At 36.9% G+C, this 22,216-nt stretch carries 13 protein-coding genes and 4 pseudogenes; 9 read left to right on the top strand and 8 right to left on the bottom strand.

Translation table 11 applies throughout. The features are described 5' to 3' along the window. Nucleotides 1–636: 636 nt before the first annotated feature. Complete coding sequence (gene ccmA, locus ABWU71_RS00260) at nt 637–1,260, bottom strand: heme ABC exporter ATP-binding protein CcmA (protein ID WP_353284499.1); 624 nt, start codon at nt 1,258–1,260, stop codon at nt 637–639. A gap of 338 nt (nt 1,261–1,598) precedes the next feature. Continuing rightward, nucleotides 1,599–2,030, bottom strand: coding sequence for a hypothetical protein (locus ABWU71_RS00250; protein ID WP_353284369.1), 432 nt, complete (start codon nt 2,028–2,030; stop codon nt 1,599–1,601). A gap of 196 nt (nt 2,031–2,226) precedes the next feature. Between ABWU71_RS00250 and aspS the strand changes: the two genes are divergently transcribed. Beyond that, nucleotides 2,227–4,023, top strand: coding sequence for an aspartate--tRNA ligase (aspS, locus tag ABWU71_RS00245; protein ID WP_353284925.1), 1,797 nt, complete (start codon nt 2,227–2,229; stop codon nt 4,021–4,023). A gap of 39 nt (nt 4,024–4,062) precedes the next feature. After that, nucleotides 4,063–5,325 carry an MFS transporter gene (locus ABWU71_RS00240; protein ID WP_353284368.1) on the top strand — a complete coding sequence of 421 codons (1,263 nt, stop codon included), beginning with the start codon at nt 4,063–4,065 and terminating at the stop codon, nt 5,323–5,325. A 7-nt stretch (nt 5,326–5,332) separates the two neighbouring features. Here ABWU71_RS00240 and ABWU71_RS00235 read toward each other — a convergent pair whose 3' ends face one another. Next, on the bottom strand, nt 5,333–6,256 hold the full coding sequence (locus ABWU71_RS00235) for an RluA family pseudouridine synthase (RefSeq protein WP_353284498.1): 924 nt from the start codon (nt 6,254–6,256) through the stop codon (nt 5,333–5,335). A gap of 396 nt (nt 6,257–6,652) precedes the next feature. After that, nucleotides 6,653–7,633 (bottom strand): pyruvate dehydrogenase (acetyl-transferring) E1 component subunit alpha, encoded by a 981-nt coding sequence (pdhA, locus tag ABWU71_RS00230; RefSeq protein WP_353284497.1) that lies wholly within the window; start codon nt 7,631–7,633, stop codon nt 6,653–6,655. Between the two features lie 65 nt (nt 7,634–7,698). On the opposite strand from pdhA, the gene hemJ reads away from it, so the two are divergent. From hemJ to ABWU71_RS00210, 4 genes and pseudogenes are all read left to right on the top strand, one after another. Further along, a complete protein-coding gene (hemJ, locus tag ABWU71_RS00225; RefSeq protein ID WP_353284365.1) occupies nt 7,699–8,127 on the top strand; it encodes a protoporphyrinogen oxidase HemJ in 429 nt (142 codons plus the stop codon). 454 nt (nt 8,128–8,581) lie between these two features. Beyond that, nucleotides 8,582–9,901, top strand: a complete 1,320-nt coding sequence (miaB, locus tag ABWU71_RS00220; protein WP_353284496.1) for a tRNA (N6-isopentenyl adenosine(37)-C2)-methylthiotransferase MiaB — start codon at nt 8,582–8,584, stop codon at nt 9,899–9,901. Between the two features lie 146 nt (nt 9,902–10,047). Continuing rightward, a pseudogene (locus ABWU71_RS00215) lies at nt 10,048–10,353 on the top strand (IS630 transposase-related protein); the annotation flags it as partial. 60 nt (nt 10,354–10,413) lie between these two features. Next, nucleotides 10,414–11,206, top strand: a protein-coding gene (locus tag ABWU71_RS00210; protein WP_265023453.1) for an IS5 family transposase whose coding sequence is annotated in 2 segments (ribosomal slippage) — nt 10,414–10,677 and nt 10,679–11,206 — 792 coding nt in all. Because the reading frame shifts where the segments join, the coding sequence is not laid out codon by codon here. 5 nt (nt 11,207–11,211) lie between these two features. Here ABWU71_RS00210 and ABWU71_RS00205 read toward each other — a convergent pair. The 3 genes and pseudogenes from ABWU71_RS00205 to ABWU71_RS00195 all read right to left on the bottom strand — a co-directional run. Beyond that, nucleotides 11,212–11,594, bottom strand: a pseudogene (locus ABWU71_RS00205) (IS630 transposase-related protein); the annotation flags it as partial. A gap of 63 nt (nt 11,595–11,657) precedes the next feature. Further along, nucleotides 11,658–12,827, bottom strand: a pseudogene (gene tnpC / locus ABWU71_RS00200) (IS66 family transposase); the annotation flags it as partial. 107 nt (nt 12,828–12,934) lie between these two features. After that, nucleotides 12,935–14,362 (bottom strand): peptide MFS transporter, encoded by a 1,428-nt coding sequence (locus tag ABWU71_RS00195; RefSeq protein WP_353284495.1) that lies wholly within the window; start codon nt 14,360–14,362, stop codon nt 12,935–12,937. Nucleotides 14,363–14,577: 215 nt separating this feature from the next. On the opposite strand from ABWU71_RS00195, the gene ABWU71_RS00190 reads away from it, so the two are divergent. From ABWU71_RS00190 to ABWU71_RS00180, 3 genes and pseudogenes are all read left to right on the top strand, one after another. Next, a complete protein-coding gene (locus ABWU71_RS00190) occupies nt 14,578–17,901 on the top strand; it encodes a class I tRNA ligase family protein (RefSeq protein ID WP_353284494.1) in 3,324 nt (1,107 codons plus the stop codon). A 58-nt stretch (nt 17,902–17,959) separates the two neighbouring features. Next, a pseudogene (locus ABWU71_RS00185) lies at nt 17,960–18,562 on the top strand (hypothetical protein); the annotation flags it as partial. A 62-nt stretch (nt 18,563–18,624) separates the two neighbouring features. After that, nucleotides 18,625–19,484 (top strand): IS630 family transposase gene (locus ABWU71_RS00180; protein ID WP_353284076.1). Its coding sequence is split into 2 segments (ribosomal slippage): nt 18,625–18,949 and nt 18,949–19,484, totalling 861 coding nucleotides; the frame shifts between segments, so codons are not numbered across the junction. Between the two features lie 234 nt (nt 19,485–19,718). Here the strand turns inward: ABWU71_RS00180 and pheT are convergent. Continuing rightward, nucleotides 19,719–22,112 carry a phenylalanine--tRNA ligase subunit beta gene (gene pheT, locus ABWU71_RS00175; RefSeq protein ID WP_353284493.1) on the bottom strand — a complete coding sequence of 798 codons (2,394 nt, stop codon included), beginning with the start codon at nt 22,110–22,112 and terminating at the stop codon, nt 19,719–19,721. Between the last annotated feature and the right edge of the window lie 104 nt (nt 22,113–22,216).

Genomic DNA, 22,216 nt, shown 5'->3' with positions numbered 1-22,216 from the left:
TGACTACTTGGATCCAGATTGGATACTGAGTTGGTGAGTATAAAAGTATAGCTAACGCGAGCTCTACGTCATACCGCCGCAGAATAATTAACCGTCATACCGCGATTCATTCGCAGTATCCCTTAGCCGCTAACAAGCAGCGGGATGACGGTTGTCGTTTAGCCATAAATATTTAAGAAATTTACCAAATAAAAAAAAGGCACACGAAGCCCTAGTCATTGTCTATTTTCAGTATTGGCGTTTTTTAAGTCTTAAACACTGCAATTTAGCTGCTTTTGAATGCAACTCACCTTAGTTTGAATGTTTAAGAAATTTACTAAGCAGAAAAAAAGGCAAAAGATATCCCGTGTTAGCTAGTTGTCACTCTCTAATCCTGCAAATTGGCGTTCTATACTGTCTTAAACGCTTTATAAGCGCGTTTCAGCTTATATAGGTAAAAACCCAGAAATGTTGTGAAGACATAAGGTGCACATAGTGCAAAAAATTAAAAATAAGACGCCAATTACGTAATACTGTTGTCGTTTAATCTGCACAGATTGAAGATAAACGAATACCTCCAGTACCATGATAAGGGGGCTGGCGGAGTTTGTCAAGGAAGTTTTTCGTTTCTAACGGTTGTTAACGCGCTGCCAAAAACTATGCAAGAAATCTATTGAAATCGCGTATATCAATCGTTGTAAAATCACACAATTGCTCTGTAGAGCTATGCCCTGTAATAATTACTATACCATTTTGCTCAGAGCGTATTGAGATTAGGTTCAGCACTAATTCACACGTTGCGCTATCAAGATTACAAAATGGTTCATCTATCAGCCAAACGTTTGCATTAGAAATCAAGAGGCGAGCAAGCGCAACTCTCCTTTTCCAGCCTGCAGAAAGTTCGCCATATCTAATATTAAGTACAGGTTGCAACTGCAAGCAACAAATAGCTGCCACAATCAATTCCCTAGTATTTCGTATTCCTGCCCAGAATTCTACGTTTTGAGCAACAGTTAAGCTATCTTTACAGGCATTCTTATGGCCTATATAGACCATGGAAGGTATATAGGATTTTGGATCATCATATATGTCTTTTCCGCAGTGCCTTATATTGCCTGATACCGGCGGTAAAAGTCCAGATAAACTTCTAATTAAGCTGGTTTTACCACTACCATTTGGACCAGTGATTAGAATCTTTGATTTTGGCTCAGCTTTAAAACTGAGATTTTTAAATAGTACCTTATTATTACGCGCGCAGGATAAATTTTCACATTCAAGCATTTACTGGACCTCCAAAGAGGATCCAGAACCCAGATACTTTAGGTTGCAATTTGTAGGTAGTTTGCACAACGAATGATGTCATGCAAGTAGCTGACACTGGAATCCAGTTTTTTTTATACAATTGCTTGGTTGCAATTGACTCTTCTGAATCCCAGACAGGGATGGCATGGGATAATGCAAGAAGTCTAATGTTTGTTAAGCACATTTGCAAGCAAAGCTTGCTGGATCCCAGTGTCACGCACTGGGATGACACCCTTGTGTTTGAGGCAAAACTGGCTATAACATTCAACACAATACAAGAAATTTAATATCAGAAAGCAGGTTATATAATGGATACATCATCTGCCCTTCCCCTTATGTTTACCTTGAGTTGAAGCCTGAGCTTTTACAAACAGCTCCCAAAATCCTTTCTGGCCGCCTTCTCTATGTATCAATTGTGCAAAACGCTGCATTAAACCATTACCCATCATAACCATCTTTGTCCATTTACCTACCGGTTTTGCTATGTCAACTATTTCTGGATCTTCTTTATAAACTTGCACATCTTTTTGTTTCTCGCGTAACGTTTCTTGTTGTTTTAGCAACTCTTTTTGCTTATTTTTTTGATATAATTCATTGAATTTTCTGTCTTCTTCCCACTCTTCTTTAAAAACTTTTCTAGGAAATATGATTTTTCTAATGCGATTTTTGTATATTTTTCTCAAAAAGAGAAATACTGCAGCTACAGCAAGTAATGTTACGCTATATGTTATGATCTGTGCAAATGGCATTTCTTGTATCTAATTCACTAAAAATACCCTTATCATTATACCATAATTATAGAAATTGTGCAATTTCTTTGCGGGTAAAGACAGTATAAAAGCAACACTGCTCTATTTCGTAAATTGGACAAATATCTGACGAATGGGCTTGTATGTAATAAGGTTTATTTCTATACTTTTTAAAGAATTTAGAAGTGAAACAAATATGAACTGCTACAAGACTCACACGTGTGAAGAATTAAGGAAGAATGATGTAGAAAAGGAAGTTACCCTTTCTGGATGGTTATACCGTAAGCGCGATCACGGTAACCTAATTTTTGTTGATTTAAGAGACTTCTATGGAATCACTCAACTAGTATTTAATAATGACAAAGACTTTTTTGATGAGATATCAAATTTAAAATTGGAGAGTGTAATTACTGTTACAGGAATAGTTGAAGCTAGAACTGAAGATACGGTAAACACCTCTATCGCAACTGGGGAAATTGAGGTTGTAGTTAGCAATTTGCACGTTGAATCGGAAGTCGAGTTCCACCGTGATGAAGAAATAGCGAAAGAAGAAAGAAGTATATTAGCGAGCATTGCTGGCGAACAAGAATATCCGGAAAATATGAGATTTAAATATCGTTTTCTTGATTTAAGGCGTGAAAAAGCCCGTAACAATATTATTCTGCGCTCACAAATTATTGCAGAACTCCGCAAGCTCATGATAGAGCAAGGGTTTTTGGAAATTCAGACTCCAATACTTACTGCTTCGTCCCCTGAAGGTGCACGTGATTATTTAGTACCGAGTAGACTAAATCCTGGTAAATTCTATGCATTGCCGCAAGCTCCGCAGATTTTTAAGCAATTGCTCATGGTCTCAGGGTTTGATAAATATTTTCAAATTGCACCGTGTTTTCGTGATGAAGACGCAAGGGCTGACCGTTCTCCGGGAGAGTTTTATCAGCTAGATCTTGAAATGTCTTTTATAACTCAAGAAGACATCTTTCAGATTATTGAGTCTACCTTATATAAAGTGTTTGCTAAATTTTCTCGTAAGTCTGTTGATAAAGATTTTCCACGTATTACATATAAAGAGGCAATGCTCAAATATGGTTCTGATAAGCCAGATCTGCGTAATCCACTATTAATCAACGATGTTACAGAAATTTTCCGTGATTCAGGGTTCAATATTTTCAAAAGCAATATTGAGCGTGGTATGGTAGTGAGAGCCATCCCTGCACCTAAGACAGCAGAGGAACCACGCAGCTTCTTTGATAAAAAAATAGAACATGCGCAAAAAGAATTCGGTGCTAAGGGTCTTGGATATATAACGTTTGATAAAGATGGAACTGCGAAAGGCCCAATTGCTAAATTCCTCGATGACAATAGGCTAAACTACATAAGAGAAGTAACGAATGTAGGGACTGGAGATAGTGTGTTTTTTGCTTCTGACAAAGAGAATGAGGCAGCAACAATTGCAGGGAAAGTGCGCACTCTTTTAGGGTCAGAACTCAGTCTTATAGATGACAATATCTTCAAGTTTTGTTGGATCATTGATTTTCCCTATTTTGTATATGACGATAAAAGTAAAAAAATCGATTTCTTCCATAACCCATTCTCCATGCCACACGGTGGTCTGAAAGATTTAGAGGAAAAGAATCCACTGAATATCCTTGCTTACCAATATGATCTCGTTTGTAATGGAATAGAACTGTCAAGCGGGGCAATTCGTAATAATAAGCTGGATGTAATGTACAAAGCTTTTGCCATTGCAGGTTATAGCCAGGGAGAAGTTGATACAAAATTCGGCGCACTTGTACGTGCATTCAGATTTGGTGTTCCCCCTCATGGTGGAATAGCACCAGGGATTGATAGAATGGTTATGCTACTTGCCGATGAACCAAACATTCGTGAAGTAATCTGTTTTCCTATGAACCAGCAAGGTGAAGATGTTCTAATGGGTGCTCCTTCTAAGGTAGATAGTAAACATTTACGTGAATTATCCTTGAAGGTTTGAATAAAAATTTTTATAGCGGGGTGTGGTAAACCGGAAGTCATGAACAATATTCAAAAAGCAATACTATCAAGCATAATCTGTAACATGATTATATGGTATGAGTTAACTCTATTTGGAGTGTTAACACACATAATAAGTGACGTTTTTTTTTCATCAGAAAGTGATTACATAAAAAAAATCAAATTTCTTGGCAGTTTTGCAATTGGATTTGGATTTAGACCACTTGGTGCATTTATTTTTGGTTACATTGGAGATAAATACGGCAGAAGGAAAATTTTGCTGACTTCTGTAATATTAGCTTCGATATCGTCTACTGCAATTGCGGTTATACCAAGCTTTAAAGAAATTGGAATATTTTCTCCTATACTGCTTCTGCTTTGTAGAATAACACAAGGAATGGCAGCAGGTGGAGAAACGAGTATCAACTCGGCTTTTTTAATAGAGCATTCAAGCGATAAAAAAAATCTAGGCTTTCTAGGGAGTATGAAGCCTTTTAGCGGTGCGCTTGGTTCTCTTACATGCTTTGTAATGATAGCTATTTGTAAAAAACTCACAGGTGAAAATTATGAAATTTGGGGCTGGAGGCTGCCCTTCTATTTCTGCTTCATTATGGGCATAATAGGCTTTTTAACAAGATATATAATGGAAGAGAGCTTAGCATATAAAACACACGATAAAAATAAAAGCTTATCTCATTCTCCATTTTTAGAATTAACCAGGGACTATAAAAAAGTATTTATGATAGCAATTGGGCTTGGTATCGCTCAAAATGCAATCGTTTATTCGGTAATAATGTTTTATAACATATCTGTAAAAGCGCTTACTCTGTCAGGTATTGATATTAAAAATGTAGTAAGGATTATAGTTGAAATTACATTTGGAGCGTCTGCAGTGCTGTTTGCAATACTGTCTGATAAAGTTGGAAGAAAAAATGTAATGATTCCTACATTAGTAGCTCTAGCTTGCGCCGGTTTGCCGGCGCTTTCGCTATTATCATATGATAACCACTATATTGTAACGCTCACTTTTCTATTGATAAGCGTACCGATAGGTGCATCTTTTGGAATATACAATTCTCTTGTCTGCGAGTTATTTCCAACGAAAGTTAGGTGCACGGGCTTTAGCCTCGCACATAACATATCTGCAGGAATATTTGGTGGCCTTTCTCCATCCATATGTATGTGGCTTATAGAAAAAACCGAAATAAAACTTGCAGCAGGCATTTATCTTACTACCTGCGCATTAATTAGCCTAATATCTGTGCTTCAAATTAAAGCCAAAGACAGAAAAGTTGATTGGTGAAATCGTTTCAGTCGAAAAATAGCGCTTCAATGGATTTTTCGATGTGTTTAGTGATAGGAGCGGTGATAGTGATTTCTTTATTGTTTGGCAGTTTTAAAGATAAAGAATGCGAATGAAGGTGAATTTTATTTGCTATCCCATCAATAAAAGCTTTTTTACCACCATATTTACCGTCACCAAGAATATGGCAATTTATATGAGCTAAATGTGCACGTAACTGATGGGTTCTGCCGGTAATTGGTTGTAATTTTAAATAAGCAACATTGTGTTTGGATTTTGCTATAATTGAAAAATGCGTAGTGGCATTCTGAGGTGAATTTTCATCAACGACCACTTTTTCTTGACCTGAAACATATTTTTTCACCAATGGATAGTCTATTGTTCCACTATCCTTGCTCGGTATGCCAGAAGTTAATGCTAAATAAGTTTTTTTTACTCTTCGTCCTTTAAATTCTTCCATAAGGTATCTGGCAACATTAGCGTTGCGTGCGAATATTATCACTCCACTCGTATCTCTATCTAGCCTATGGACAATTTTAAATGTTTCTCCCTCTCTTATTTGGTCAAGCAAATCACTCATGCTAATCTTTACTTTTACGCCACCTTGAACGATGACCCCTGCGGGTTTGTTTATAGCTAGTATATATTCGTCTTCATATAATATGTTCTCTCTTAGTAGATTCACTAACTTTTCATTATATTTGCGATCAGAATTAGCGTTTTCAATATAATTCAAGTGCTTCAGCGTTATAGTTTGCCCAGAATTTACTCTATCACTGGACTTTGCTTTGCAATCATCAACTTTGATTAATCCTTTCCTTAAAGATTTTTCAATTACAGATTGCTTTAGATCAGGAAAGATTCTTCTGATGTACCTATCCAGCCTAACGTTATCGTCTTCTATTAATATGGTTTTTATACTTTGTAGCATTCCATTATTTATAATGAATATCTAGTGAAATGTCAATTATTGGTGTCATTCCAGTGTCAAGCACTGGAATGACACCGAAGGGGCTACTGCCGTCATAAAGGAACCAGTGTCAGCTACTCGGATGACAGGAGAAGAAGACTACTGAGATGACAGCTAGCCTGACAACCGTCATCCCGCTACTTGTTAGCGGCCGAGATACCGCGAATGAATCGCGGTATGACGGTTCGCGGCGGCATGACGTAGAGCTTGCGTTAGCTATACTTTTATACTCACCAACTCAGCTGGATCCAAGTAGTCAGAGCACTGGAATGACAAGAAGAGGAGGTTACTTGGATGACAGGAGAATTGGATGACATCGTTTACTATACAATGTTTGTACAGTTCTGGATAAAAAAATTAGCTAACAAATTTATAAACATCAGTATACAGCTCATCAACGCTTGGTTCTTTACTATTTTTGGCAAAATCTTCCGACTTTTTTACTAAATCACGTATTTCCTTATCAATTACTTTGCACTCTTCTTCTGAAGCAATTTTATTATCTGTTATGTATTTCTTTAAAGTGCCTATAGGGTCATGATTTTGCTTCATATCTTCAACTTCTTCTTTTAAGCGATAAGTAGCAGGGTCTGACATTGAGTGACCGCGATATCGATATGTCTTCATTTCAAGCAGGATAGGCCCTTTTCCGCTGCGTGTGTGTTCCGCTGCTTCGCTTGTAGCCGCATAAACAGAGAAAAAATCCATTCCATCAACTTGTTTTCCAGGAATACCAAAACTTTCTCCTCTTTTATATAACTCTGTTACTAAAGTTGATCTTTGCACGGAGGTTCCCATTGCGTATTCATTATTTTCTATGATGTAAACCACAGGCAACTCCCACAAAGATGCCATATTAAATGATTCATATACTTGTCCTTGATTTGCAGCACCGTCGCCAAAATATGTAAATACCACGTTATCTTTTTTCTTATATTTATTAGCAAATGCTATTCCTGTGCCAATTGGAACTTGTGCTCCCACTATTCCATGCCCGCCGAAGAATTTTTTTTCAACGTCAAATACGTGCATCGAACCACCTTTACCTTTCGAGCATCCAGTTTCTTTGCCGGTAAGCTCTGCCATTACAACATTTGGATCAGAATCACATGCGAGCATTAAGCCATGGTCTCTATAACTTGTGATAAAAGCGTCACCTAATTTTGATGCAGCTTGAGTTCCAACTGCAACTGCTTCTTGTCCTATTGATAGGTGACAGAACCCGCCTATTAATCCCATCCCATATAATTGTCCTGCTTTTTCCTCAAATCTGCGTATGAGTAGCATTTTCTTGTAGAATTCAATCACCTGTTCTTTAGTGAAATTTTCTGCTTTCATATTGGTTTCTTTTTTATTAAACTAAGATAATATCAGAAATTTTTAACATTTTATAATAAATCTCAATGGATTACTACCACTGGCTTGAGGCTTTTCACGTTATCTCCGCCATTATGTGGATGGTAGGTATGCTTTATTTACCCAGGCTTTATGTCTACCATGCAACTGTAAAACCGGGATCGGAAAATGATAGCTTGCTTCAAACAATGGAAAAGAGGCTACTTAGATATATCATAAACCCTGCAATGCTTTTCTCACTTGGTCTTGGAATCACACTAATGGTTATTAGGGAAGCATATCGTGAAGGATGGTTTCATGTAAAAGCATTTGCAATACTTTTGATGTTAATTATTCATATGCTACTTGCAAAATATAGGAAAAATTTTGCAATGGGTTCGAATAAGAAGTCACATATTTATTTTCGTGTTTTAAATGAAGCAGTGACAGTATTGATAATAGTTATAGTTATTATGGTTGTTGTAAAACCTTTTTGACTGACCTTACCAAAAAAAAGCAGAAAGCTCGTATCTGTTCAGATGCATGGCTAATGTACAATACTGAAATAAAAATTCCAGTGCTCCCTTTCTTGTCATCCCAGTGCTTGACACTGTGATCCAGCTTTCTTTACAAATTCACCAAAAGTGCTTCATTCTATAACGCAAAACCCATACTCACCAAACTCAATGCATTACTTGCAATTAAGTTTCCTGGATGCCAGTGTCAAGCTACTCGGATGACACCATTCTTTTTCCTGGATCCCAGTGTTAGCTACTTTCATGACACCATTCTTTTTCCTGGATCCCAGTGCTTGACACTGGGATCCAATTTTCCGTACAATCTTATCAAAATCTATTGTGCTTATTTGTGAACAAGTTCACTAGCGTCACGCGCTGGTCTGTTAGACATTTACGTGTAGGGTGAAGAAATTTTGAAGAAAACATACCAAATATGAAAGGCCTATATATTAAAACTTACGGCTGTCAGATGAACGTTTATGACTCCGTTTTAATGGAAAATATAATTAAACCTTTGGGGTTCAACGTTGTTAGTGATGCAGGAAAAGCTGATTTGGTGATGCTGAACACTTGCCATATTAGAGAGAAGGCAGCAGAAAAACTTTACTCAGAGCTTGGGAAGATTCATTCGTTACGAAAAGAAATGACTATAGTGGTGGCTGGGTGTGTAGCGCAAGCAGAGGGAGAAGAAGTATTCAGAAGGGCTCCTTTTGTTGATATTGTTGTTGGTCCGCAGAGTATCGCTACTTTACCGGAGCTGATAGTCAAAGCAAGCAGAAGTAAAGGTCACATAATAAACACTGATTTTCCTGAAGTTGCAAAGTTTGATAAATTGCCAGATGAATGCTATGGCAATAGCCAGGGGTCCTCTGCGTTTCTTGCCATACAAGAAGGTTGTGATAAATTTTGTACGTTTTGTGTAGTGCCCTATACTCGTGGAGCTGAGTATTCACGGCCAGTAAATGAAATATTTCGTGAAGCATTGAAATTAGTTGCAAATGGGGCAAATGAGATCAATTTGCTTGGTCAGAATGTCAATGCTTACCATGGGGAGTGCGAAGGGGAAGTGTGGGATTTAGGCAAATTAATTAGTCATATTGCTAAAATTGAAAAGCTAGAGAGGATTCGTTATACAACTTCTCATCCAAGAGATATGCATGAATCTCTTTACTTGGCACATGCGGAAGAGCCAAAACTCATGCCGTTTGTTCACCTGCCTGTGCAGTCTGGTTCGAATAAAATATTGCGCGTGATGAACAGGAAACACACTGCAGAGGAGTATTTGGAAATAATAGACAGATTTCGCAAATTGAAACCTAAAATCGAATTTTCTTCTGATTTTATCGTTGGTTTTCCTGGAGAAACCGAAAAAGATTTTGAAGAAACTATGAAATTAGTAGAAAAAGTTAGATATGCTCAGGCTTATAGTTTTAAATACAGCCCAAGACCAGGCACACCGGGAGCGGAAAGAAAAGATCAAGTACCAGAAGAGGTTAAAACAAAGCGCCTTCTTCGTTTACAGAAATTAATTAGTAAGCAACAACTTGAGTTTAACCAGAGTATGGTAGGCAAAACTATACCTGTTCTATTTAGCGATAAAAAAGGTAAACACCAAAACCAAATTATTGGTAAAAGCCCATATATGCAATCAGTGTGCATTGATGACCCTGAAGATAAATACAGGGACAAAATAGTAAACGTGAAAGTGTTGGAAGCTCGGCAGAATAGTTTGCTGGGGTGTGCCTTTCACTGATTTTAAGCAGCGTTAAATATAAGTCTTAAGCAAAGAGTATTGAAAAAATGCAATCATAATCTTTTTCAAAAGTTACAAAGTTTATAGCTCTTTTCATAGAAGTCCGGATGTGATAAGATAAGGATAGACGATGATAAGGAGGTTGAGTGCCAGCAGCATATAGTTATGACTTAAGGAAAAAAGCAATGGAAGCGCTAGAGGAGGGAGGAAGCAGAGAAACAGTGGCAGCAAGATTTAAAATTGGACGAACTACTTTATGGGAGTGGCAGCAAAGAAGAAAAGAAACAGGAGACTTTCAATCAAAAAAACTTGGAAATGGAGGTTACAATCACAAAATCACCGACTGGGATGCCTTTGCTAAATTTGCCAGAGAAAACGGAGGAAAGACTCTGTCGGAAATGGCTAAACTTTGGGGCAACGTTAGTATCCAAACGATCCACCGAGCTCTAAGAACCTGTACATGATCTCAAGAAAGGAATAAACTAAGAGATAATATATATAAGTTAGGATATATGAGGAGTTTATACCCAAGTGATATAAGTCGGGAAAGATTTGAGATTATGTTACCAGATCTAGAGTCCTGTAGAAAAAAAACAAAACCAAGGAAACTTGATTTGTATGATGTATTTTGTGGAGTGTTATACGTTCTGAAAAGCGGTTGTCAGTGGAGAATGCTACCAAAAGAGTTTCCAAAATGGCGCAATTGTTACGACTATTTTAAGAAGTGGAGTGAAAAACCAGATGCAGATAAAGAAAGTGTTCTGGAGCTGGTGTTAAAAAAAAATAGTTGGCGTGGTCCGACAAAACAATGGTCGGAAAGAAAAAACCAGCTTCTGCATAATTGATGCACAGAGTGTAAAAAATGCAGATACTGCTGAAGAAAAAGGCTATGATGCAGGCAAAAAGATTTCAGGAATAAAACGCCATATTGCAGTAGATACGCAAGGTTTGCCCCATGCAATTTATATAACAACAGCAGAGATAACTGACCGTAGCAGTGCTGTGAGAATGGTCGAAAATGCAAAAGAAAACCTCTCGGGAGTTAAAAATGTACTGGTTGATGCAGGCTATACTGGAGAGAATTTTGCAACTCAAATAAAAACGATTATTGGTGCAACCGTTGAAGTGATAAAAAGAAATGAATTACATTCCTTTGTTGTATTGCCCAAAAGATGGGTTGTGGAGCGATCTTTTGCTTGGTTAGAAAAATGTAGAAGATTGTGGAAAAATTGTGAGCGAAAACTCAATACTAGCCTACAAATGGTCGTTCTGGCTTTCACTGCCTTACTTCTGAAAAGATTATGAACAGGCTCTAAGAATTCAGCACGTTTTTCTTCGTTTCTTTCCTTGTATCCATATGTCTTTTTTTGCGCGTAAATCCAATTTTTCTGAGAGCTCGGTGGATCGTTTGGATACTAACGTTGCCCCAAAGTTTAGCCATTTCCGACAGAGTCTTTCCTCCGTTTTCTCTGGCAAATTTAGCAAAGGCATCCCAGTCGGTAATTTTGTGATTGTAACCTCCATTTCCAAGTTTTTTTGATTGAAAGTCTCCTGTTTCTTTTCTTCTCTGCTGCCACTCCCATAAAGTAGTTCGTCCAATTTTAAATCTTGCTGCCACTGTTTCTCTGCTTCCTCCCTCCTCTAGCGCTTCCATTGCTTTTTTCCTTAAGTCATAACTATATGCTGCTGGCACTCAACCTCCTTATCATCGTCTATCCTTATCTTATCACATCCGGACTTCTATGAAAAGAGCTATATTTGTCAGCGGAATGTTTTCTGGGTCATCTAAAAATTTCCACATTATTCTTTCAGATTTCAAAATATTCTTTGCAACTCGAGAAGCTCCAATTGCTTCAGGTAAACGGCTTCAAGTAATACCTTGTACGTTTTCGCAACTTTCTGGCACGTCTGGTAAATCTAAAAACATCTATCTCATTTTTTAGCAAGGCCTTTTTTAGTGCAAATAATTCAGTGGCTACGTTTCTCAAGTAACAACCCAGAACTTTAACTTCAATATTCCAACTATGTGCTAATCTTTCAAAATCTCTTGATAAATGTGCCCAACAGATTTGCCTGTTTTTATCGGCAAAGTAGTTGTATGCTGCATACCTGTCGTAAGCTATTGCGATTGCAGAACTTGCTATTTTGTAAAACCTTCATTCCTCTTGATTCTGTCAATTTTACAAAACTTGCCGTATTGCTTGCAAACATCCAACACCAAGCGAGTTTACCTTTGTTATAATGGCTCGTTTCATCAATATGTAAAACTTTACTTCTACTTATCTCTTGTTCGATTTGCTCATATGTTTTTTCGCATTTCGATGCAACTCTGTGTTCACTGTTTGATATGCTGCCAACACTTATATTCAAATTAAAAATATCATTTATAATGCTAGCCACTTCGTGCTTTGAATTCTTGTAAAATCCGCTGAGTGCTGCAATTATCGATTTAACTTTTGGACCAAATGTATCTGATGTAACACCTTCTGGTAATTTGCTGCTTCTTCTTTTTCCGCACTTCCGACAACGGCCATGCTCTAGCTGATACTCTACTACATACGGCTTAATTTCCTGCAGATCAACTTTCTGATGAATATATGGTTTTTCACATACTGCAATCTTCCCTCCGCATTCGCAAGAACTCTATCTTTATCACCTCATCTGCATCCACTTTAGCGCGATAATTACCTTTGTGTCCGATCTGACCACCAATATTTCTTTCGCTTTTTGGCTTGTCCTTTTTTATTTTGTATAGCTCTTTTGAGCTGGGCAGGGATGAGTTTTTTGAATTTAAACCGAGTCTTTCCTTTAATTCAGCGTTCTCTATCTTTAAAGCTTTATTTTCTGCTTTTAAGTTTTCTATCTCTGCTTCCAGTTTTTCTATTTTTTGCTGTAAATTTTTGCAAAGTTCTAAAAGGTTTACCACATTACCTCACTTTTGCTCTATGATTATCTTTATTATCTTGCTTTGTCTACCTTATTCTACCACTCCGCTGAACGGATACACAAATAGCAGTCTTAAGCTTACCTATATCAATTTTTTGTACAAGATGAGTTAGTAATAACTTTATGTATAAAATTGAAGAAGAATAAAAATACAATAACGAGCATTAAATTAAATATCCCCACCTTTAAAAAACCCTCTTTATATATTTCTAAGGATTCCAAAGAGTTTGTTTTACCATCTACTAAAGGAACTGACATAAATTTTGATATTATAATTCCAGCTAGATTAGAAAATGCTAACGACATCGTTGTTATACCCATTACTACTCCTCTAAGGTTTTTAGGGGCTAGTGTAGTTGCTTGTTCTTGGACTAATGGAGCAATACATAATTCTCCCAGTCCAATGAAGGAGATAGCAATTATTAAATATAAGTATTCTACTTTACCTTCAATGTTAGAGTTTAAACATCCTATGTACAGTGTGAAAAAACACATAGCTATTGTCAGAAGGCCAAGGGTAAACATGGAAGTTGCATATTTTGGCTTAAACTTCATGTATGTTCCAAAAAGAAAGCCAAGTATTACAATTGACAAAGGATTTATGGCTTGAGAAACTGAAGCTGGAATTGTTATACCTAATACATTGTTAATAACGTTTCTTTCGGTGAATAAGTTAACCAAAGAGCCAATCTGCATTTCTAAAGCAAAAAAACACAAGAAAAATACCACGAGAATAGATAATGCCACTAATTTTCGTCTTTGTTCTGCTGATAATTTAGATATTATATAAATAAATATGCCTAGAGCTGTTATTCCAACAAATATGAGCATATTAGTAAAAAATTCACTATGTATAAGCATTTTAGCAATTATTGATGATGACAGAAAGTTTCCTATCAATACTATACCAAAGATTTTAATCCCTAATATGCGCTTATTCATAAGCTCTGGATAAGGAGAAAGGCCGCTATCTCCTAAAAGACTCTGAAATTTGAGAAAAAAGATTAGCCCTATAGACATCCCAATGCCAGCTAAACCAAAGCCGTAGTGCCAACCAAATAAGTGGGCTACATAACCACATGAAATAGAAGCCAATACTGATCCAAGGTTTACACTTACATAAAATAAAGTAAAGCCTCTGCTACGTTCAGGATCGTCTTTGCCATAGCATGAACCAAGTAAGTTAGTTACGTTTCCTTTAAACATACCAGTACCTACGGCTATTAGAGATAAACCTAAATATAATAAACCTGGTTCAAACTCAACCAATGACATGCAGGCATGACCTGCTATCATCACTATCCCTCCAAGCAATACCATGTTGCGGAATCCCATCAACTTATCAGCTAAAAAACCTCCAAGTATTGGTATAGCATAACCTGTTGCAGCAAATAATGCGTAAATAGTAAAAGCCCTCTCATCAGTGAAACCTAAGTGAGAAGTCAAAAATAGGACCAAAAGTGCCCTCATTCCATAGTAAGAGAAACGTTCCCACATTTCAACAAAGCACAACATTTTTAAAAATTGTGGAAACTTATCTGTCTTCTGATCCATAAAACACCCCTAAAGCTTGGGTTAATGTTAAGTAAAATAATAAAAACTGCAAGTAAAACTTAAAAAAAGGTATTGGAAGCTCGGCAGAATAGTTTGCTGGGGTGTGAGCTACGGAAATATTTTTGAATTTGTAATTTTTCAGAAAGCCCTATATTCTTTAGTTTTACATAGCGAACATGAAGTCAAAGCATTATCCTGATACAGTAAGTAGTCCTGATTTTTCATCGTTAGAAAAGGAAATCATAAAATTTTGGCAGGAAAACAAAGTTTTTGAGCGGTCAGTTGAAGAACGTTCCAAGGATAATTGTTTTGTCTTTTACGATGGGCCTCCGTTTGCAAATGGACTTCCCCATTATGGACATTTACTCACTGGTTTCATCAAAGACGCATTTGCAAGATATCAAACTATGCTGCAAAAAAGGGTTGAACGTAGATTTGGCTGGGATTGCCATGGATTGCCGGCTGAGATGGGTGCAGAAAAAGAACTTGGAATATCTGGTAGAACTGAGATAGAGAAGTTTGGTATAGATAAATTTAACGATCATTGCCGTACTTCTGTGATGAAATTTTCATCAGAGTGGGAGAAGTATGTAAATAGGCAAGCAAGATGGGTAGATTTTCACAATGACTATAAGACCATGGATAAATCATTCATGGAGTCGGTCATGTGGGCATTCAAGCAGCTTTATGATAAGGGTCTGGTGTATGAATCAGTGCGTGTTGTACCATATAGCTGGGCATGCGAAACTCCATTATCTAATTTCGAAACAAGGCTTGATAACGCGTATAGAGAAAAAGTTAGCAAAGCTGTAACTGTTGCATTTGAGCTTTTAGAAAATCCAAAGCAATTTAAACAAAAATGTAAGGTGCTTGCTTGGACTACAACTCCTTGGACTCTTCCTAGCAATCTGGCATTGGCAATAGGAAAGGATATTGAGTATTGTGCAGTGTCAGTCCACCCTTTGATGTCATTCCAGCGCGTGACGCTGGAATCTATTTCTGGATCCCAGTGTCTGGGCACTGGGATGACAGGGAGTAGTGAAGGAAGTTCAATGAATGGTGAAATATACATTTTTGCTGAAAGCTACTTAGAGAAATTTATCAGCCACTCTGAACAAAACAATATTCCATATGAAAACTGCAATATAAAACTTGAAGCAAATGATCTTGCAGGCCTTTCTTACAAACCACTGTTTGACTATTTTAAAGACACAAAAAATGCATTTCGCGTTTTTATTGCTGATTATGTGACGGAAGAAGATGGCACTGGCGTTGTGCATACTGCTCCTGGATTTGGTGAGGAAGATTTTTACCTTTGCCAAAGCCATGATATTCCAGTTATTTGTCCAATTGATAACAGTGGAAAATTTACTGCTGAAGTTTCAGATTTGGCAGGGGTTCATGTTTTTGATACCAATGATACAGTAATAAAAAAATTAAAAGAGCAAGGGAATTGGTTTAAAACTGAGCAATATATTCACAATTATCCACACTGCTGGAGAACTGACACTCCTTTGATCTATCGCACTATGCCTTCTTGGTATGTTGCTGTTACAAAATTCAAAAGCAGAATGGTAGAGCTAAATAAGAGAGTTAATTGGATACCAAACCACATTAGAGATGGTCAATTTGGAAAATGGCTTGAAGGGGCACACGACTGGTCAATTTCACGCAATCGATTCTGGGGTACGCCAATCCCTGTATGGAAATCAGATGATGCGAGATATCCAAGAGTAGATGTATATGGTTCAATAGAAGAACTGGAGAGAGATTTTAATGTTAAAATAGACGACTTGCACAGACCATTTATCGATACTTTAACAAGACCAAATCCTGATGACCCAATAGGAAAATCAGTTATGCGCCGTGTACCTGACGTGTTTGACTGCTGGTTTGAATCTGGCTCGATGCCATTTGCGCAAATCCACTATCCGTTTGAAAATAAAGAGTGGTTTGAATCTGCGGATTTTATCACTGAATACATAGCGCAAACCAGGGGGTGGTTTTATACGCTCTTTGTATTGTCCACTGCTTTGTTTGATAGGGAACCATTTAAGAACTGCATATGCCACGGTGTTGTTTTGGATGTAAAAGGGCAAAAATTGTCCAAACGTTTGAATAACTATGCAGATCCAATGGAGGTTTTTGATAGATACGGTTCTGATGCACTGCGTTTTCTTATGCTTTCTGGATCTATTGTTTGTGGTGGTAATTTGCTACTCGATAAAGAAGGAAACTCAATACGAGATGTTCTGAAAAACGTAATAAAACCTATTTGGAACAGTTATCACTTTTTTACTATGTATGCAAATGCAGATGGAATTAAAGCTGAAGTTTGTAAGGATTATCAAAGTACTATTGATCGTTACATGATTTCCAAATGTTTTGAAGCTGTAGAAAGTATCCAAGCTTCTATGAACAGCTATAACTCCCAAGAGGCTTGCAAAATTTTAATGAACTTTTTTGAAGTGCTAAATAATTGGTATATTCGTCGCAGTCGCGAGCGTTTTTGGAAAAGTGATTTGGATCAGGATAAAACTGATGCTTATAATGTTCTATATACGGTTTTTTATTACATACTAAGAGCAGCAGCTCCTTTGTTGCCACTTATAACAGAGAATATATGGCAAGGGCTTAAGTATGAAGAAACATCTGTTCATTTGGCTGATTTCCCACAATTAGAGAAGTTTGATAGTCAGCTCATTGCCAAGATGGATTTGGTGAGAGAGATATGTAACTCTGCACTCTCTATCAGGAACACCTTTAACATACGTATCAGGCAGCCACTTAGTAGTATGACGATTTATCATCAGTCTTCTTGCGGTTTTCTTGAAGGTGAATATCAAGAGATGATAAAAGATGAGGTAAATGTAAAAAAACTGAAGTTAGTAAACAGACTTGAAGATATTGCATCACTAGAGTTAAAACTCAACTTCCCTATGCTTGGAAAGAGAGTTCCGGAGAAGATTAAGACACTGGTTCAATATGTTAAACAAGGAAAATGGAGGCAAGTTGAATCCGGTGTCATCCAAGTAGCTGAAACTGGGATCCAGACGCAGATTCCAGCGTCACGCGCTGGAATGACAGAAAGAGGTCTCATATTTTTGGGGGACGAGTCAGAAAATTACATCATAGAAAAAGGCGAATATGAACTATTATTAAAAGCAAACAGTGAATTTTCCTCCGTGTTTGATAACAACAAAGGGATTGTAATTCTGAACACCACTTTAAATGATGAATTGATTCTAGAAGGGCTTGCAAGAGATGTTGTGAGGCTCATTCAGGAAACCAGGAAACAAGCTGATTTTCATATGTCCGATAGAATCAGAGTAATAATCAAAACAGAAGATGAGAAAATTAAGGAAGCAATAAATACGTGGATTGAATATATAAAAGAGCAGACCCTTGCCTTATCTTTGGACATTAATACAGAAATTGGAACTAACTTTTATTCTAAGGAATATCAGGATTTAAGTGTTGGTATTAGGTTAAATTATTAGTAGTTGAAAGTTGTCATTGTTTATGCTATACTTAGGTTACTTGAGGTAAGGTTATAATATGAATAAGGCTGTTGCAGATGATTATGAAAAAGTTGTTGATTTAAATAACAACAGTGATGATTTAGGGAAAGTAGTGTCTATTTCCAATGTTATTTCGGAAGAAGAAGAGGAATTTTTTGATGCTATGGAAGAGCAGGAGCCTGTTTCTAATGTAGAAGAAGGGAATAATTTAGGTGAGGTGGAACTTGCTGCTTCAGAAGAGCAAGAGCCGTTAGCTAATTTTAACGTTCCACTCAGTATATTTCATTATAAAGATTATAACTCTGATTTTTTTACTTCTTGGTATAACGTATCAAGTAGAATATTTAAAGAGATAAACCAAGCTTGTCCGGAAAAACAAGCGTTGAATTTAGCTCTATCAGTTTTAATGTTCCCTTATATAGTTTTTACTGCACTGGGATTAGTCATATACAGTAAAATAAACAGTAAGACACAAGTCAGTTCAGAGGAGAAGAAAACAAAAAAAAGTGAAGTCAGTGAAAGTACAGCAAAGAGACTGGCATATGGTGTTCTTGCTGCAGTAGTGATTCTTGTTAGTATACCTATACTTCTACTCTTGCTTATTCCTGCAACATTCGCTTTGGCTACTTTTTATCTTTTATAGCTCTTTTCATAGAAGTCCGGATGTGATAAGATAAGGATAGACGATGATAAGGAGGTTGAGTGCCAGCAGCATATAGTTATGACTTAAGGAAAAAAGCAATGGAAGCGCTAGAGGAGGGAGGAAGCAGAGAAACAGTGGCAGCAAGATTTAAAATTGGACGAACTACTTTATGGGAGTGGCAGCAAAGAAGAAAAGAAACAGGAGACTTTCAATCAAAAAAACTTGGAAATGGAGGTTACAATCACAAAATTACCGACTGGGATGCCTTTGCTAAATTTGCCAGAGAAAACGGAGGAAAGACTCTGTCGGAAATGGCTAAACTTTGGGGCAACGTTAGTATCCAAACGATCCACCGAGCTCTCAGAAAAATTGGATTTACGCGCAAAAAAAGACATATGGATACAAGGAAAGAAACGAAGAAAAACGTGCTGAATTCTTAAAAATTATAGCAACAAAAGAACCAGAAAACTTAGTTTATATAGATGAGTCTGGCATTGATAACACAGAGGACTATCCATATGGGTATTGCCAGAAAGGACAGCGGTTTTATGGCCTAAAATCTGGAAAGAAAACTCAACGAATCAGTATGGTTGCAGCCTTAAGTAGAAGAAAGATAGTTGCTCCATTAACCTTTGAAGGCCACTGTAATATGGATGTTTTTAATGGATGGTTTGAGCAATTTTTGACACCGATCTTGGAACCTGGACAGACTGTCATTCTTGACAATGCTACTTTTCATAAGTCTGGTAAGATTATCGAGCTTGCTAGAGGAGTTGGTGCAGAAATTTTGTATCTGCCGCCGTATTCTCCAGATTTCAACAAAATTGAGCATCATTGGTTTGCTATAAAAAACAGAGCTAGGAAAAACATTCCTCTATTCGAATCCTTTCGTCGTGCTGTTGATTCTGCCTTCCTATGACCTGTTCGGACTATTATGAGAAATGCTATAAACTCCTCATATATCCTAACTTATATATATTATCTCTTAGTTTATTCCTTTCTTGAGATCATGTACAGGTTCTAAGATAAAAGATCATTTGTATGGAATATGGGATAGATTTTTTAAGGATGTTGAGTTCACGTCGGTTAAGAGTAGATTAGATAAGGTAAGCGTTAGGAATGCCAATAAACATACTGTAGATGAGAGAGCCATTTAGCTATACCTCAAAGTTCCTCCGGTATTTTCACATACTAAATTAACTATAGCACTTGATTCTTTTTGGATCTCTTTTTCAGTTAAAGTGTGGATTGGAGAGCAAAAAGTAACTGACAACGCTATAGACATCTTATTCGGTTCTATATTATTTCCATGGTATACATCGAATATCAAAACTTCTGTGATGAGCTCTGAGCTTTTTTTTACCACATCGATTATGTTACCTACTTCCACATCCTTATTTACTATAAATGCAAAATCACGTTTTACACTTTGGTATTTATAATCGATAAATTTCTTTCTACTTACAGGTAAATTTTCAATATTTTCTAGTATTACCTCAAAACCTACAACTTTTTGCTTGATGTCAGAAAGATCTAATATATTAGGATGCAACTCTCCAAAATAACCTGCTACTTTATTCTTAAAAGAGAGAGTGCCTGACTTTTCTGGGTGGTAATGTTCTTTTTCTGCTCTCTCTATCGTTAAATTATCGCAATTGACGTTAAAAAACTCCAAAGCTGCTATGCAATCAGCCTTTGCATCAAAAACATCTACTTTCCTATCAGTATTATAATAGTTTCTCGGCAAATTATTTCCTGTTCTTATTCCACTTAAAACATGTTTAGATTGAGCTTCACCATCGTAAATCGGCCCAATTTCGAAGATTGCAAGATCAGATATTCCATAGGCAATATTATCAGCAGTAACTTGCAACAAATTTGGCATAATACTTGGTCTCATCATATTAAAGTTATTGTTAAACGGATTATCGATGATAAATAACTTATTCGAGTAACCAAATTTTTCAGCTGTTGATTCACTCATAAACGACCAGGTTAGCACTTCATGAAACCCTCTGTTTGTCATCAAAATACGCAAATTGTCGTATGTACTATCTACTTCTTCAACATTATTTGGTAGTGGTTCTTCTTTTATTTTGTCATAGCCGTATATCCTTGTTACTTCTTCAATTAGGTCAGCCGGTATTGTCACGTCCGGTCTCCAGCTTGGTACTTGTACATTCCAATTGCCTTCGGTTTTTTTATCAATACTAAACCCTAGTTTCGTTAAGATATCAAGCACCTCATCAGGAGATACAGACACACTTCCTAACTTGTTTATATCTTGGTAATCAAGGCTTATCTTAGCATCATTCCGGCATGTTTTTTCCTGGATCCCAGTGTCAGCTACTCGGATGACAGAGGTGTATTCTTTATCCAGATTACCGGCAGACACTACGCTTGAGATCTCTCCACCACATAACTCCAGAATCATTTTAGCTGCAAGATTAAGTCCATCAAAAGTAAATCCAGGATCAACTGAACGTGCAAATCTGTAACTAGCGTCTGTGGAGATGCTCAGCTCCCTTGAGGATTTAGTGATAGAGATGGGATCAAACCAAGCAGACTCTAAAAAGATATCAGTAGTTTCAAGAGTACATTCACTGCACTTACCACCTATAATTCCAGCAACTCCATGGATATTTTTATCACCTGCAATAACGCTTATGTCTTTGTTTAATAAGTATTCTTTACCGTTTAAACCAGCAAATTTTTCTCCGTCGTTTGCTTTGCGTACTGTGAGCTCTCCTTCTATTTTTTTTGCATCATACGCGTGCATTGGGCGGCTGAAAGATATCATAATATAGTTCGTGATATCAACTATTGCAGAAATGGAGCGCATTCCTATCGATTCCAGCCTATCTTTTAACCATTTTGGGCTTTCTTGATTTTTTACATTGGCAATGTATATTCCACTAATAAAACTTTCCCCGTCGGTAACTTCAACATCGATTGGTGAATTTATGGAGCTGGTAAGTTGTGGAATGCTTAAAGTCTTTAATGTCCCAATTCCAGTTGCAGCAAGGTCGCGAGCTATTCCATAAATGCCTAAGCAATCTCCACGGTTTGGAGTAACATTTATATCAATTACAGGGTCACAATTGAAAAATTTATCCCCTACTTTATAATCATCAGAAAGCTCGATTATTCCTTCACTTTCCTCTTGAACCAGCGCAAGTTCAGAAGCAGAGCAGAGCATCCCTTCACTTAGCACTCCTCGTATTTTTGTGGGCTTGATTGTGAAATCACTTTCTGGCAATGTGCTACCAAGAGATGCAAGCACAGTTTTCATACCTTCTCTAACATTGTTTGCTCCGCAAACTATTTGTAGAATTTTACTCCCATCATTTACTTTACATAATTTTAATTTATCGGCATTTAGATGAGGTACGACTTCTAATACCTCTGCAACGATAAACCCAGCCAATCTGGAATTATCGATCACATCTTCTACTTCTAACCCTATGTGAGTTAGCTTATCAGTAATTTCTTTTAAACTAGCATTGGTTTCTAAGTGTTCTAATAACCAAGATAATGTGAATTTCATGAACCTTTAAAGAAATAAAAGAGTTATTGTAATATAAAATGTAGTGCTTTTAAAGTTTGTTGTAGTGGGATGAAAAGTGACTTCTACATCATGAGCAATGATGT

Origin of the sequence: Wolbachia endosymbiont (group A) of Lasioglossum fulvicorne (assembly GCF_964028605.1) — a bacterium.
GTDB lineage: Bacteria > Pseudomonadota > Alphaproteobacteria > Rickettsiales > Anaplasmataceae > Wolbachia.
Note: the sequence above shows the minus strand (reverse complement) of the source record. Positions and strands in the feature narration are given on the sequence as shown.

Bases quoted from the DNA above. Each gene is read 5' to 3' on its own strand.
- ccmA (WP_353284499.1), bottom strand. From the start codon at position 1,260: ATGCTTGAATGTGAAAATTTATCCTGCGCGCGTAATAATAAGGTACTA.
- ABWU71_RS00240 (WP_353284368.1), top strand. From the start codon at position 4,063: ATGAACAATATTCAAAAAGCAATACTATCAAGCATAATCTGTAACATG.
- ABWU71_RS00250 (WP_353284369.1), bottom strand. From the start codon at position 2,030: ATGCCATTTGCACAGATCATAACATATAGCGTAACATTACTTGCTGTA.
- ABWU71_RS00190 (WP_353284494.1), top strand. From the start codon at position 14,578: ATGAAGTCAAAGCATTATCCTGATACAGTAAGTAGTCCTGATTTTTCA.
- ABWU71_RS00235 (WP_353284498.1), bottom strand. From the start codon at position 6,256: ATGCTACAAAGTATAAAAACCATATTAATAGAAGACGATAACGTTAGG.
- aspS (WP_353284925.1), top strand. From the start codon at position 2,227: ATGAACTGCTACAAGACTCACACGTGTGAAGAATTAAGGAAGAATGAT.
- ABWU71_RS00195 (WP_353284495.1), bottom strand. From the start codon at position 14,362: ATGTTGTGCTTTGTTGAAATGTGGGAACGTTTCTCTTACTATGGAATG.
- pheT (WP_353284493.1), bottom strand. From the start codon at position 22,112: ATGAAATTCACATTATCTTGGTTATTAGAACACTTAGAAACCAATGCT.
- miaB (WP_353284496.1), top strand. From the start codon at position 8,582: ATGAAAGGCCTATATATTAAAACTTACGGCTGTCAGATGAACGTTTAT.
- hemJ (WP_353284365.1), top strand. From the start codon at position 7,699: ATGGATTACTACCACTGGCTTGAGGCTTTTCACGTTATCTCCGCCATT.
- pdhA (WP_353284497.1), bottom strand. From the start codon at position 7,633: ATGAAAGCAGAAAATTTCACTAAAGAACAGGTGATTGAATTCTACAAG.